This window comes from Embleya sp. NBC_00888, from assembly GCF_045207655.1.
GTDB lineage: Bacteria > Actinomycetota > Actinomycetes > Streptomycetales > Streptomycetaceae > Embleya.
This window is the reverse complement of sequence record NZ_CP108785.1, coordinates 4,400,794-4,414,975: the sequence shown is the minus strand read 5'-3', so window position 1 is coordinate 4,414,975 and position 14,182 is coordinate 4,400,794. Positions and strand designations below refer to the sequence as shown.

The 14,182-nt window shown below is 71.3% G+C and carries 13 protein-coding genes; 7 read left to right on the top strand and 6 right to left on the bottom strand.

Annotated features, from left to right (window positions below):
• Positions 1–8: 8 nt before the first annotated feature.
• On the top strand, positions 9–1,247 hold the full coding sequence (locus OG948_RS53555; protein WP_331772345.1) for a DUF3500 domain-containing protein: 1,239 nt from the start codon (positions 9–11) through the stop codon (positions 1,245–1,247).
• 11 nt (positions 1,248–1,258) lie between these two features.
• Here the strand turns inward: OG948_RS53555 and OG948_RS53550 are convergent, their stop codons facing one another.
• From OG948_RS53550 to OG948_RS53535, 4 genes are read right to left on the bottom strand one after another with little or no spacing between them, the layout of a single operon-like run.
• A complete protein-coding gene (locus OG948_RS53550; RefSeq protein ID WP_331772344.1) occupies positions 1,259–2,101 on the bottom strand; it encodes a carbohydrate ABC transporter permease in 843 nt (280 codons plus the stop codon).
• Positions 2,098–3,057 carry a sugar ABC transporter permease gene (locus tag OG948_RS53545; protein WP_331772343.1) on the bottom strand — a complete coding sequence of 320 codons (960 nt, stop codon included), beginning with the start codon at positions 3,055–3,057 and terminating at the stop codon, positions 2,098–2,100. The genes OG948_RS53550 and OG948_RS53545 overlap by 4 nt, the downstream gene beginning before the upstream one ends.
• Complete coding sequence (locus OG948_RS53540; RefSeq protein WP_331772342.1) at positions 3,054–4,445, bottom strand: extracellular solute-binding protein; 1,392 nt, start codon at positions 4,443–4,445, stop codon at positions 3,054–3,056. The genes OG948_RS53545 and OG948_RS53540 overlap by 4 nt, the downstream gene beginning before the upstream one ends.
• Positions 4,446–4,501: 56 nt before the next feature.
• On the bottom strand, positions 4,502–5,290 hold the full coding sequence (locus OG948_RS53535) for a glucose 1-dehydrogenase (protein ID WP_331772341.1): 789 nt from the start codon (positions 5,288–5,290) through the stop codon (positions 4,502–4,504).
• A gap of 292 nt (positions 5,291–5,582) precedes the next feature.
• Here OG948_RS53535 and OG948_RS53530 point away from each other — a divergent pair, with 292 nt between their 5' ends.
• From OG948_RS53530 to OG948_RS53505, 6 genes are all read left to right on the top strand, one after another.
• The gene (locus tag OG948_RS53530) at positions 5,583–6,710 is read left to right on the top strand and encodes a zinc-binding dehydrogenase (protein WP_331772340.1); all 1,128 of its coding nucleotides are present in this window, start codon (positions 5,583–5,585) and stop codon (positions 6,708–6,710) included.
• Positions 6,711–6,788: 78 nt separating this feature from the next.
• Complete coding sequence (locus OG948_RS53525; RefSeq protein WP_331772339.1) at positions 6,789–7,529, top strand: FadR/GntR family transcriptional regulator; 741 nt, start codon at positions 6,789–6,791, stop codon at positions 7,527–7,529.
• Between the two features lie 49 nt (positions 7,530–7,578).
• The gene (locus OG948_RS53520) at positions 7,579–9,309 is read left to right on the top strand and encodes an IlvD/Edd family dehydratase (RefSeq protein ID WP_331772338.1); all 1,731 of its coding nucleotides are present in this window, start codon (positions 7,579–7,581) and stop codon (positions 9,307–9,309) included.
• A gap of 69 nt (positions 9,310–9,378) precedes the next feature.
• Positions 9,379–10,308 (top strand): dihydrodipicolinate synthase family protein, encoded by a 930-nt coding sequence (locus OG948_RS53515; RefSeq protein WP_331772337.1) that lies wholly within the window; start codon positions 9,379–9,381, stop codon positions 10,306–10,308.
• Entirely contained in the window at positions 10,305–11,261 is a 957-nt protein-coding gene (locus OG948_RS53510; RefSeq protein WP_331772336.1) for a sugar kinase, read from the top strand. Before OG948_RS53515 ends, OG948_RS53510 begins: the two co-directional genes overlap by 4 nt.
• A 70-nt stretch (positions 11,262–11,331) precedes the next feature.
• Positions 11,332–11,943, top strand: coding sequence for a bifunctional 4-hydroxy-2-oxoglutarate aldolase/2-dehydro-3-deoxy-phosphogluconate aldolase (locus OG948_RS53505; RefSeq protein ID WP_331772335.1), 612 nt, complete (start codon positions 11,332–11,334; stop codon positions 11,941–11,943).
• A gap of 291 nt (positions 11,944–12,234) precedes the next feature.
• Here OG948_RS53505 and OG948_RS53500 read toward each other — a convergent pair whose 3' ends face one another.
• Both OG948_RS53500 and OG948_RS53495 read right to left on the bottom strand, forming a co-directional pair.
• On the bottom strand, positions 12,235–12,822 hold the full coding sequence (locus tag OG948_RS53500) for a histidine phosphatase family protein (protein WP_331772334.1): 588 nt from the start codon (positions 12,820–12,822) through the stop codon (positions 12,235–12,237).
• A 190-nt stretch (positions 12,823–13,012) separates the two neighbouring features.
• On the bottom strand, positions 13,013–14,083 hold the full coding sequence (locus OG948_RS53495) for an ROK family protein (protein ID WP_331772333.1): 1,071 nt from the start codon (positions 14,081–14,083) through the stop codon (positions 13,013–13,015).
• Positions 14,084–14,182 lie beyond the last annotated feature (99 nt).

Below are 14,182 nucleotides of genomic sequence, written 5' to 3'. Positions count from 1 at the left end.
GGAGACCGATGTCCAGCCCTCGACACCCGGAAGAATTCCCCCTGCCGAGCACTCGTGGCGATCTGCCGATCGTCGACTCCCATCTGTACGACGACCTGCTGCCCCCGGAGGCGGCCTTCGAGCTGACCGCCGGCCTACGCCGTCATCTCGAGCCCTATGTCGGCGTCACCGAGAACGGCACGCCGCGCCCGGGCCTCTACCGCCTCGACGGTGCGGGGATATCCCCGTACTCCGCCGTCGTGGCCGCCCGGACCTACCTCGACGGACTGGCGCCCCACCAGAGGGTGGTCGGCGCCCTACCGATGGATGCCCCGGAATGGCGGTTGTGGACGAACGCGATCCCGACGTGGCACCCGAAGGGCATGCGCCTGGACCGGCTCGCCGACCGGGACCGCGACCGCGCACTCGCCGTCGTCGAGGCGAGTCTCAGCCGTGCCGGCTACGCCCAGGTGCGCGCGGTGATGGCGCTCAACGAGAACCTGGGCGAGCTCATCGACGACTACCGGGACACCCTTACGGAGTTCGCCTACTGGTTCACCGTCTTCGGGACCCCCTCGGGCGACTCCCCGTGGGGATGGCAGCTGATGGGTCATCACGTGGACCTGCACTGCGTCTTCGTCGGAGGGCAGGTGATTCTCGCCCCCGTGTTCCTCGGCGCCGAACCGACGACCGGGACGGGGCGGTTCGAGGGCGTCCGCGCCCTGGGCGACGAGACCGAGGTCGCCCTGGCGTTTCGCCGCGTTCTGGACCCCGACCGGGAGGAAGAGTTCCTGATGGGGTCGTCGCTGCGCGCGGAAGACCTTCCGCCCGAGCTCGCCGGCCCGTGGAACGGGCGACATCTCGCCGGCGCGGGCAGCGACAACCTCATCCTGCCTCCCGAGGGGATCGTCGCGGCGAGCCTCCCGGCAGACCAGCGCGACGGTCTCGTGGAGCTGATCCGGGTCTATCTCGACCGCCTCCCGCCGCCACAGGCCGAGCGCACCCTGGCGCTCGTCCGTGATCACTTCGACGAGACGCGGTTCGCCTGGCGCGGCGGCCACGACGACGAGTGCGCCTTCTACTACCGGATCCACTCCCCCGTGCTCCTGGTCGAGTACGACAACCATCCCGGTGTCTTCCTCGCCAATCCCGAGCCCGCCCGCTATCACGTGCACACCATCGTGCGTGCGCCCAACGGCAACGACTACGGACGTGATCTCCTCGCCCAGCACTACCGGCTTCACCACGGCGGACGAGGAGTCGATTGACGTCGGGCTCCTCAGCCCTTGACCGCGCCCATCGTCAACCCTCGGACCAGGAACTTCTGGAACACCAGGACGATCACGAACGCCGGGATCAGCAACACCGTCGCCGCGGCCGCGAGCGCGCCCAGGTTCACCGACTGGAAGCCGACGAAGTTGAACAGGCCCACCGGTGCCGTGGTGTGGTTCGACGTCAGGATCAGCGCGAAGAAGAACTCGTTCCAGGACAGCAGGAACGACAGCACCCCGGCTCCGACCAGCCCGGGGACGGCCAGTGGTGCCATCACCCTGCGGAACGCGCCCCAGTGCGAACAGCCGTCCATCTGGGCGGCCTCCAGGAGTTCGCGGGGCACTCCGTCGAACGTCTCGATCAGGATCCAGGTCACCACGCCGATCACGATCACCACATGCATCAGGGCCAGGCCCCACAGGGTGTCGAGGAGGTCGGTGTGTTGGTAGACCAGGTAGAACGGCAGGGCCACCGCCACGGGTGGTGCCATCCTGGTCGACAGCACCCAGAACTCGTAGTCGCGGGCCTGGTGCGTGCGCAGGTGTACGAGCGCGTACGCCGCCAACAGGCCCACCACCAAGGCGATCGCGGTCGCGAGCACCGCGACTTGGAGGCTGTTGAGCAACAGGGCCCGCATCGGCGCGTCGGTGAACGCCTGCCGGTAGGCGTCCAGCACCGGTTCGAAGATCCACTTCGGCGGGATCGAGTTCTGGTCGAGCGGCTTCTTGAAGCCCATCTGCACGAGCCAGTAGATCGGGAACAGGCTCCAGAGCGTGAACACGGTCAGGCCCAAGGCGCGCAGCGCGGCGGTCGCCGGGCGGGCCTCCATCGGGGATCGGCCGCGGCTCATGCCCGAGCCTCCCGTCGCATGAATCGCATGAACACCTTTCCGAAGACGATCGCGACGATCAGCAGCAGCGTGGACACCGCCGCGCCCTTGCCGAAGTCGAGGAATTGCAGTCCCGTTCGGTACGCGAGCATGTTGAGCGTGGTGGTCGCGTCACCGGGTCCGCCTGCGGTGAGGACCTGGAAGCTGTCGAACGCCTTGAGCGAGTCGATGCCGCGGAAGAGAAGCGCCAGCATCAGGAACGGCTTGATGTGGGGCAGGACGACGTAACGCAGTCGCTGCGCCCAGCGCGCGCCGTCCACGTGGGCGGCCTCGATGGTCTCGGCGGGCAGGCCGCCGAGTGCCCCGAGGAGGATGACCACGACGAACGGCGTCCACATCCACACGTCGACCAGGATCATCGTGACCATCGCCATGGTCGGTGTGCCGAGCCAGTCGGGTTGCGGCAGACCGATCTCGCCGAGCAGCCAGTTGACCACGCCCTGGGAGGGGTCGAGAAGCACTTTCCAGCCGAACAGCACCGCGACCGGTGTCGCGGCCATCGGCAGGATCAACGCCGCCCGCAGCAACCGGTGTTCGCGGCGCAGCCCGTTGAGGCCGAGCGCGACCAGGAAGCCGAGCACGATCTGGGCGCCGACCGCGACCACGCAGAACACGAGGGTGAGTCGCAGCGCGTGCCAGAACTGGTCGTTGCCGAACAGGTCGGCGTAGTTGCGCAGTCCGACGAAGTCGCCGCCTCCGCTCGCGGTGCGGTCGGTGAGGCTGATCCACAGCGAGTAGGCGAACGGAAACGCGGTCAGGCCGAGCAGGATGACCGTCATCGGGGTGAGCATGAACCGCCGAAGTCGCACCATCTCCCGCGAATCCCCGCCGACCGTACCGGCACGGCGACCGGGACGCTTCGCGGCGGAGCCGGCGGCGGCCGGCTCGACGGGGGTGAGGGTGGTCGTGTTCGTCACAGCACCCCCTTGAGTGTGCGTCGGGCCTCGCCGAGCGCGCTTTGCGCGCTGCGGTCGGAGGTGAAGACGGAGTTGACCGCGCGCGCGAACGCGTCGCCGATCCGGGGCCATTGCGGGTGCATCCACGCGAGGGTGATCGGCCGGCTGTCGGCGCGCAGGAGCGATGCGAGCGCGGCGTCGGCCGCGTCCGTGCCGAAGGAGGCGCGAAAGCGCGGGTCCTGCCACGCGGACACCCGTGGTGGGGTGCCACCGGAGGCGGCGATCTGGGCGGCGCCGGGACGGCTGGTGGCCCAGAGCAGGAACAGCCAGGCGGCGCGCTTGTGCTTGCTGCGCGCGTTGATGCCCATGATCCAGTGGAAGATGTTCGGCTTGCTGACGCCGTCGTGGGCGGGGAAGGCGGCGGCTCGGATCAGGTCGGGGAAGCGACTCTTCTTGGTGTCGCGCAGGTCGATGGACGCGTTCGAGGAGTCCTGGAGCATCGCGACCTGGCTCTGTTGCATGGCGGTGGTGATCTCCAACCACGACCAGGTCGAGACGCCCTTGGGGCATGCGGACTTGACGATGTCGGCGTACTTCTGCACGCCGGCCGCCGCCTGTGGGGAGTCGAGGGCGAGGCCGCCGCCGGGGTCGACGAGGTAGCCGCCGTAGGAGAACACGTAGCCGGCGGCCGGCCACGCGATCGCGTCCGCGGTCGGTTTGCCGCGCAGCGCGACCCCGGCCGCGGTCTTGCCCGACTCGCCCGCGCGGCGGGCCGCGTCGTGGAAGCCGTCGAAATCGGCCAGGGACGCGGGATCGGTGACCACGTCCTGCCGGTAGAAGGTGACCTGTGCCTCGGCGGTGATCGCGACGCCGTACGTGGAGCCGTCCGCGCGGCGCACGTAGTCGCGCGCGGTGGTGAACACGTCGGCCTGGTCGTACCACGCCGCGTCGGTCAGGGTCGGGTCGTTCAGGTATCCGTCGAGGGGCTCCAGCCAGCCCGACTCCACGGCCTGACCGTAGGACCAGACCATGTAGACGTCGGGCGTGCCGGACTTGCCCGCGAGGGTGATCGGCATCTTGGCGACGTACTGGTCCTCGCCGGACACCTGAATCTGCAGGGTGATTCCGGTGAGTTTCCGGAACTGGGCCAGGTACGGGCGGACGGCGGTGATCCATGGATGCTGTTCGGCGCCCAGGATCAGGGTCGTGCCCTTCTCCGCCTGCCAGTCGATGTTCGCGGCGGTGAAGGCGTCGGCGTTCTGCTCGCCGTCGCCGGTGACACCGAGTTGGGTCGATTGGGCACACGCCGCGAGCGCGCCCGCGGCGGGTACGGCGAGGGCGAGGGCGCCGGCGCGGGACAGGAAGGACCGGCGGGTGACGGCGTTCGGGCGGGGTATCGGCCCGTTCATGGCGTGGCCTGCGACGGCATGGCGTTTCCCTCCGGAGACGGGTGGGTGGCGAAGGATCAGTGGACGGCGCGGGGATCCGGGTCCTGGAGCAGGGCGGAGCGGCCACCGTCGAGGGTCAGGCAGGTGCCGGTGACGAATGCCGACTCCTCGGCCGAGGCCAGGAATCGGATCGCGCGGGCGACGTCCTGCGGGCGGCCGATCCGGCCGAGGGGGTGCAGGGCCTCGACGCGGGCGCGTTCGGCGTCCGGGTCGGCGAAGCCGGCGAAGTACCGCTCGTTGACGGCGGTGTCGATGTAGCCGGGGACCACGGTGTTGACCCGGATGTCGCGGGAGCCGAGTTCGATCGCGAGGGACTGGGTCAGCGCGACGACGCCGGCCTTGGCCACGTTGTACGGGAAGATGCCGGGCATGGTCGCGAACGCGTGATTGGACGCGACGTTGACGATCGCGGCCGGTCCGCGCATCACCTCGGCGGCGGCCCGGGCGCACAACCACACCGCGCGCAGGTCCAGGTCGAGCGCGTGGTTCCAGGTGTCGAGGTCGGCCGCCTCGGCGCCGGCGAACACGTTCGCTCCCGCGTTGTTGACCAGGACGTCGAGCCGGCCGGTGAGCTCGACGGTGCGGCGGATCAGGTCCCGCGGCGCTCGTTCGTCCCGAAAGTCGGCGGGGAGAAAATGGGCCGCGCCGCCGGCGGCGCGCAGTGTGCAGGCCATGGCCTCGCCCTCGTCCGGGTCGAGGCCATGGACGATCACGGTCGCACCGTCCGCGGCGAGGAGCTCGGCGGTCGCGGCGCCGATGCCGCGCGTCGATCCGGTGACCAGTGCGGTGCGTCCCTGCCAGAACACGTCGTTCGGCTCCTGTCGTGAGGGTCGTGATCGGTGGCCCCTGGGTCGAGCGGCCCCGGCGGGTTCTCGCCCGCCGGTCGATGCCGGCCGGCGTCGTCGTCGTTGATCGACATGGCCATGCCTATCAGACAAGCTGTGAGGCAGACAGGGTACCGATCGCACTGTTTACCCATCCGCAACTTCCCGGGAAGTTGCCGTTCCTCCAAAGATGCAGGTGGGAGACACGGGGAGAGAACGAGGGCGCATTTTCAGGGCTTGCGCTACCTGGCTGCTTATCTGATAGGTATGACTCATGCCTGATCCGACTGTGAACCGCGTGGTGACGCTCCCCGCCCCCGACAGCCCCCTGGTGGTGCGCGAGCAGCCACTCCCGCCCGTACTCGACGACCAGATGCTGGTGAGGGTCGAACTTGCCGGGGTCTGCGCCACCGACCTGCACATCCAGCGCGGCCACATCCCGGACTTCGGGTATCCGGCCACGCTGGGCCACGAACTCGTGGGTACCGTCGAGCGGTTGGGCGCAGGCTTCGGCTCCGATGTGAGCGGACGGCGGCTCGCGATCGGCGACCGGGTCGTGGTGATGCCGGCGACGCCCGACGGCGTCTGCCCGTCCTGTAGGCGCGGCAGCCGGGTGCCGGCATGCGACGACTGGGACGTGATCGGCTTCGCGAACCCCGACGAGCGACCGGCGGGCGGCGGCTGGGGACGGTACGTGTTGTGCACATCGGCCCGGGCCCGGGTGTTCGTCACCCGGGCTCCGGCCGAGGTCACCGTGCTCACCGAACCGGCCGCGACCCCGATCGAGGGACTGACCCGGGCCGGGCTTCGTTACGGCGACTCCGTCCTGGTCCAGGGCACCGGCACGATCGGACTGCTCGCGATCGCGGCGGCCCGCGCGCTGGGGGCCGGACACATCACCGCGATCGGCGGTCCGGCGCGCCGTCTGGGGATCGCCCGCGCGCTGGGCGCCGACACCGTCGTGGACATCGGCGAGGTACGCGACGGCGCCGCCCGGATCGAGCACGTCACCGCGGTCTCGCCGGGCGGCCTGGGTTATGACGTCGTGATGGAGTGCGCCGGCGTACCCGCCACCCTGGCCGAGGGCCTGTCCTGCCTCGCCGCCGGCGGCACGTACATCGAACTGGGCCACTTCTCCGACGTCGGCGACGCGTCGATCAACCCCTACCGCCACCTGCTCTCGCGCGACGCGCGCCTGGTCGCGGTCAGCGGATACACCCCCGACGCGTTCCGCACGGCGCTGCGCGTGGTGGAGGGACTCGGCGACGCGGCCGCCGCGCTGGTCACCCACCGGTTGCCCCTGGACCGCGCGCAGGACGCGGTGGACGCGCTGTCTCCGGAGGGCGGCTACCGACTCGACGGCACCGAGGTCGGCAAGATCGTGATCGACCCGTGGATGTGACGGATGGTCACGAGCCGTACGGTGACGGCCGAAGCACTGCCGGCAAGAGCACGCGCACACGAGGGGAATGTCGAGACGATGAGCGAAAGCAGCGCGTCATGGGGTGAAGCGGGCCATCCGGAGCGGATGCGGCGGTCGACGCTGGCCGACCAGATGGCCGAGCGGATCATCGAGCGGATCATGACGCTGGGTCTGCGCCCGGGCGACGAGGTGCCGTCCGAGGGCGAGTTGGCGCGACAGTTCGGCGTCAACCGGCTCGCCGTGCGCGAGGCGATCCGTACGCTGGTCGCCCGCGAGATCCTGGCCTCCAGCCAGGGCAGGCCCGCGCGCGTGACGATTCCGTCGTCGCGCGTCTTCGGGCAGATGCTCGAATTCCGGCTCCGTCAGCAGTCGCTCGACCTCGACAACCTGGTCGACACCCGGCGGGTCATCGAAGGCGAACTCGTCCGCCGCGCCGCCCAGCGCGTCGCGGCCGGCGAAGCGGACCCCGCGCCGGCCCGCGCGCTGCTGGAGGAGATGGCCGGCCGTCAACACGACCGTGACCGCTTCGTCGAACTCGACGTCGCCTTCCACCACGCGATCGCCGAACTCGCGGACAATCGCATGCTCACCCTGATCCTGGAATCCCTCGAGGGCGTCCTGCTCGAGACCCGGCGCGCGAGCTTCGAGGGCCGCGCCCGCGCGGGGCTGAGCCAGGGCCGCGCCCTGCTCGCCCACGCCCGCATCCTCGACGCGATCACGAGCGGCGACGCGGACGCGGCGACGAATGCGATGGCCGACCACCTCTCCGACACCATCCAAGACCTGCGCGCGCCCTGACCGTGGATCCGGACCGCGCCACCCGCACACCCACCGAGGAGCATCACCGATGGAGCCGCAGGCCCCTCCCGCACCACGCAGCCGGAGCTGGTTCGGCGACGGGGACAAGAACGGGTTCATCGCCCGCCACCATCTGCGCGCGGCCGGTTTCGGCGCACACAATTTCGACGGGCGCCCGGTCGTGGGCATCTGCAACACGTGGTCCGAACTGACACCGTGCAACGGGCACTTGCGCATCCTGGCCGACGCGGTGCGACGCGGGGTGCTGCAAGCGGGCGGATTTCCGCTGGAGTTCCCGGTGATGTCGCTCGGCGAGCCGTTCCTGCGGCCCACCTCGATGCTGTACCGCAATCTGATGGCGATCGACGTCGAGGAGTCGCTGCGTGCGAACCCGCTCGACGCGGTCGTCCTGTTGACCGGCTGCGACAAGACCACACCCGCCGCGCTGATGGGCGCGGCCAGTGTCGACCTGCCCGCGATCATGCTCACCGGCGGTCCGATGCTCAACGGCAGCTTCCGCGGCAGGGCGGTCGGTTCCGGCACCGACATCTGGCGGATGACCGAGGACCTGCGCGCGGGCAGGATCAGCCGAGCCGACTTCGAGGAGTTCGAAGGGAGCTTGAACCGCTCGGCCGGACACTGCATGACGATGGGCACCGCGTCCACGATGGCCTGCCTGGCCGAGGCGCTCGGCATGCAACTCCCGGGCGCCTCCGGGCTGCCGGCCGTCGACGCGCGACGCGGCACCTTGGCCGAGGCCAGTGGCGCCCGCGCGGTCGAGTTGGCCCGCGAGGGGCTGCGCCCGTCGCACATCATGACCCGCGAGGCGTTCGAGAACGCGATCGTGGTCAACGCGGCGATCGGCGGATCCACCAACGCCGTGCTGCACCTGCTCGCGATAGCCGGCCGGGTCGGCGTTCCGCTCGACCTCGACGACTTCGACCGGCTCGCCGCCGACATGCCGCTGCTGGTGGACCTGATGCCTTCCGGGCGGTTCCTGATGGAGGAGTTCGCGGGCGCGGGCGGGCTGCCGGCACTGCTCAACGACATCGCCGCGCACCTGCACCGCGATCCGATCACCGTGACCGGCCGTTCGCTCGCGGACAACGTCCAAGGCGCCGAGGTGTACGACCGACGGGTGCTGCGCGCGTTCACCGACCCGGTGCAGCCGGCCGGATCGGGCACCGCCGTCCTGCGCGGCTCGCTGGCCCCCGACGGCGCGGTGATCAAACAGTCCGCCGCCTCGGCGCACCTGCTCGCGCACCGGGGCCCGGCGCTGGTGTTCGACTCCCTGGAGGAGTACGCGGCGGTCGCGGACGACCCCGACCTGGCCGTGGACGAGAACACGGTGCTCGTGGTGCGCGGGGTCGGACCGCGGGGATATCCGGGCATGCCGGAGGTCGGGAACCTGCCGATGCCGCGCAAGCTGCTGGAGCGCGGGATCACCGACATGGTCCGCGTCTCCGACGCGCGAATGAGCGGCACGGCGTACGGCACGTGCGTGTTGCACGTCGCGCCCGAGGCCGCGGTGGGCGGACCGCTCGCGCTCGCGCGCACCGGCGACGAGATCGAACTCGACGTCCCCGCACGGTCTTTGGTCCTGCACGTCGCGGAGGACGAACTCGCCCGCCGGCGGGCCGCATGGACTCCCCCGGCCGAGCACGCGAGCCGCGGCTGGACCCGCCTCTACACCGACCACGTACTCCAGGCCGATCGTGGCGTCGACCTCGACTTCCTGGTCGGCGCGAGCGGTGACGTGCCGCCGCGCAGCGCGTTCTGATCCGCGGACGTCCCTTCGACGGCCTTCGCAGTCTTCCGCAGTCCTTCGACGTTCTCCCCGGGGAGTGCCATGACCACCGACCTGCCCGCGATACCGGGCGTATCCCCCGTCCTGGAGGTGCCCTTCCACCCGGACGGCTCGCTCGACGAGGGTGGGTTTTCCACCGTCGTCGAGCGCGTCCTCGACACCGGCGTGGGCTCGGTGATGTTCCCGGGTTTCGCGTCCGAGTTCCACAAGCTCTCCGACGCCGAACGCACCCGCCTGCTGGCCGTCCTGCTCGGGCACACCGGAAACCGCGAGGACGTCTGCGCGATCGTCTCGATCCCCGACCACGGCACGGTGTCGGCGCTGGCCCGCGCCCACGAGGCGGTCGAGGCCGGGGCCGACGCGATCAACCTGCTGCCGCCGCACTTCCTGGGGCCGACGCGCGACGCGGTGACCGCGCACCTGGCCGCCGTGCTGGACGCGGTGGCATCGCTGCCGGTGATCCTGCAGTACGCCCCCGCCCAGACGGGAACCGCGCTCGACGCCGACGGCATCCGGGAGTTGGCTGCGGCGCACCCGAACCTACGGATGGTCAAGGTCGAATCACAACCGCCGCACCGACTGGTGGCGGCGCTCGGTCACGGCCCCCGCCCGCTGCCGGCGATGGTGGGTTACGCGGGCGTACAGTTGCCGGCCGCCCTGGACGCGGGCGCGGTCGGGGTGCAGCCGGGTTGCTCGTTCGTCGAGATCTACCAGGAGATCTGGCGGCTGCACACCCTCGGCGACGGGGCCGCTGCGCGCGCGCTGCACGGCAGGCTGCTGCCGTACATCTCGACGTGGATGCAGCACGTCGAGTTGATCGTGGCGGCGGAAAAGCTGGTGTCGGTGCGGCGCGGCTGGTTCGCGTCCGCCCACTGCCGGGCCCCCGGATGGATTCTCGATCGCACCGAACTCGCCCTGGTGGACCGCTTCGTCGAGGAATTCGCCTACCTGTTGCCGAAGGTCGCGGCGTGAGCGCGCCCGAGGTCGTGACCTTCGGCGAGGCGATGGCGTTGCTGTTGGCCGAGCCCGGCCGGCCGCTCGACCACGCCGAGAGGTTCCGGCGCTCGATCGCCGGGGCCGAGTCCAACGTGGCCGTGGCCCTGGCCCGATTGGGTCACCGGGTGGGCTGGTTCGGCCGGGTCGGCGACGACGCGTTCGGGCGCACGGTGCTGCGCACGCTGCGCGGCGAGGGTGTGGACGTGTCCCGCGCCCGAGTGGACCCGGCCGCGGCGACCGGCCTGATCGTGCGCGACTGCCATGCCGAGCGGGCCATCGAGGTCCTGTACCACCGCGCCGGTTCGGCGGGCAGCCGCCTCGCGCGCGAGGACATCGATCCGGCTTGGCTCGGCTCCGCCCGGATCCTGCACGTCACGGGCGTCACCGCGGCGCTGTCGGCGACGGCCCTGGACGCGTGTGTGGCCGCGGTCGAAGCCGCGCGTTCGGCGGGCGTGCTGGTCTCGTACGACCCGAACGTGCGCCGCAAACTGCTCGCCGCCGAGCACTGGTCCCCCCTACTGCGGCCGCTGACCGAACGGGCCGATCTGGTGTTGACCGGTCTGGACGAGGCCGCGTTGTTGAGCGGATCACCCGAACGGGCCGCCGCGGCACGGTACTTCCTTGATCTGGGAGCGCGCCTGGTCGTGGTCAAGGACGGCGCCCGGGGCGCCTGGGCCACCGACGGCACGGACACCTGGGCCGAACCGGCCCGGTTGGTCACCGCGTGCGACCCGGTCGGGGCGGGCGACGCGTTCGACGCGGGGTTCCTGTCCGCGTACCTGCGGGGTCTGCCGGTGCCGACCGCGCTCGCCGAGGCCGCGGTCGTCGCCGCCCACGCGGTCCAGGTCCCGGGGGACCTCGACGGCCTGCCCACCGCCCACCAACGCGACGCGGCCCTGACCGGGTTCGCGGACGCCGTGCAACGCTGACCTGCCCACGCCACCGAGGCGGACGCCCACAGCGCCGACTCGTTCACACCGCCGAGAAGGGCGTCATCACGTGTACCGCTGGCAACACCTCGAATTGATCACCCGTCAACGCGTCGTGGGCATCGTCCGCGCCACCGGTGCCGCCGAGGCCGAACGCATGGCCCGTGCGTGTCTGGCGACCTCTCTGCGCGTCGTCGAAATCTCGCTGACCACGCCGAACGCCCTGGAAGCGATCCACACGATCGCCCACGAGCACCCCGATGCCCTGATCGGCGCCGGCACCGTCCTGGACGCCGCCTCGGCACGCGCCGCCGTCGCGGCCGGAGCCCGCTTCCTGGTCTCGCCGTCACTGCACCGCGACGTGATCAAGACCGCGCACCGGCACGGCGCGAGCGCCATCCCCGGAGTGGCCACCCCCACCGAGGCGATCGCGGCCGTCACCGCCGGCGCGGACGCCGTCAAGCTGTTCCCCGCGAGCCAATGGACCCCCCGGTCCTTCCGCGACATGCGCACGGCCCTGCCGCAGATCCCGTTCGTCCCCACCGGAGGTATCACCCCCGCGCACGCCCCGGACTGGATCGCGGCGGGAGCGATCGCGGTCGGCATCGGCGCCTCCATCACCGCGGGCGCCCCGGAGGAGGCGGTCACCCGAGTCGACGAACTGCTCACAGCCTTGGCGTAGTTCCCCGCCCCGTGCGCCGGGACGCCCCGACGCACGGGCCCGCCGGCAGCGACTTCGTCGACCCGCCGGCGCCGCTCGCGTGGAGGTCGCCTCGACGACCGGCACCGATGACGACGTCGCCGTGCGCGTCTTGCGAGCAGAGTCCGTAGGCCTTCTCGAACGACGCCTGCGTGTCGCCTCGGGCGGCGCAATGGGCGCCGCCGGCGGACGTCGTGTGCGGCGGCGGGCCCGGATCAAAACCGTCGGCGACCACTCACTCGGGCGCCGCGATGCCGCAGCCTGGAGGATCGGTCATGAAATGTTCCAGCCCAGCAGGACCGGCTCTTCGCGCTCGTAGCCGAGTGTGCACAGGCGAGCCGTCTCCAGGCGGAACAGCCGGCCGTCCTCGGGCGGCAGCCCCAGCCAGCGGGCGGTCAGCGCTCGCAGCAGGTGCCCGTGCGCGACCAGCACCGCGTCGTGACCGGCCGCCAGCACGGGCCGCACCCGCGCCAGCACCCGGTCCACCCGCCGGCCCACGTCGACGATGGACTCGCCGGGGTGGTCGGCGTCGCCCGGGATCACCCCGTCGCGCCACACGAGCCAGCCCGGCACGCTCTCGCGGATCTCGTGGGTGGTGATGCCCTCGTAGCCGCCGTAGTCCCACTCGACCAGGTCGGGTTCGATCTCGCCCCCGGTGATCCCGGCCAACTCGGCCGTGTGTCGAGCCCGCCCGAGCGGGCTCACGAGCGCGAGCGCGAACTCGCGCCCCGCGAGCAACGACCCGACGGCCTTGGCCTGCGCCTCGCCCTCCGCGGTCAGAGGAATGTCGGTCAGGCCCGTGTGCCGGCCGGACCGGGTCCACTCGGTTTCGCCGTGTCGTACGAGCATCAGTTCACGCATGTGGTGCGATCCCACCTTCATCCGGGTTTGCGGCGACGTATCGACCGCTTGGAAACTGCGCGCTGTCGTGTTCATCCGCCGGCACGCACGAGACTCGCGCAAGGGCGAGCGAGGCGAGCCGGGAGCGCGGGACGACGTGGTCGACGACGTAGGTGACGTCGAGGGCGGCGTCGAGCGTGACCCGTGAGGATCACAGGAGCCCTGGTTCCTCGGTACGGGCGGGGCCGTGCGCATCGTCCGCCGCGCGCCATGCGTACACACCGGCGCCCAGGCAGCCCGCCTCGTCGCCGAGTTCCGCGCGGACCAGGCTCGGGTGGCGCTGGAACGTCAGCCCTTCGGCCAGGCGGGCGCGGACCGGACCGAAGAGGAGTTCGCCGGCCTCGGCGAGACCACCGCCGAGCACGATCAACTCGGGGGCGAGCAGTGTCGTGGCGATCGCGAGAGCGGCCCCGAGCGCCTTGGTCGCGCGATCCCACACGGCCTGCGCATCGGCGTCGCCGCGGGCCACCAGCGCGGCGACCTCGTCGGCACCGCTCACGGGTCGGCCCGACCGAGCGGTGTAGGCGGCGGCGATCGCGGATGCGGAGGCCACCGTTTCGAGGCAGCCGCGGCCGCCGCAGCCGCACACCGCGCCGTCCGGGTCGATCCGAAGGTGGCCGAGTTCGCCCGCGTAGCCCTTCGCCCGGACCGGCCGCCCGTCGCTGACGACGGCGGATGCGATGCCGGTCCCGATCGCCACGAACAACACGTAGCGGGCACCGCGGGCGGCTCCCACCAGGCATTCGGCGGCGCCGCCCGCCCGCACGTCGTGACCGAGCACGACCGGAAGACCGGTCCGCTCCCGGAGGAGGTCGGCGAGCGGGAGGTCGCGCCAGCCGAGGTTCGCCGAGTACACGGCACGGGCCAGATCCTCGTCGACGACCCCGGGGACGACGACCCCGACCCGGCAGACCGTCAGCTCGCCGGCCTCGGCGCACTCCGCGAGTTCCATCAGGACGGCGGCGATCTCGGCCACCACCGCGTCCGGACCCGCATGGCGCGGCGTCGCCCGACGGACGGCGGCCAACGGCCGCAGGCGTCGATCCAACAGCGCACCTTTCATGCCCGTGCCGCCGACGTCCAGGGCAATCACGCATTCACCGGCCGATCCGGCGTCCCGGGCGAGGGTGCGTATGCCGGCGAGTCGGGTGCCCTCGGATTCCAGGTGGGTCCGCAGCGGTGCAAGCGTGGTCGTGGTGCGGGACGGGTTGGTGGTCGGCATGCGACTCCTATGCGCAGATGCAACTTGAGATGCACTGTGACTGCTCGAAGTTGCTTGATGTCTAGCACATCTGCTCAAAATCAAGCAATCTCATCGCCC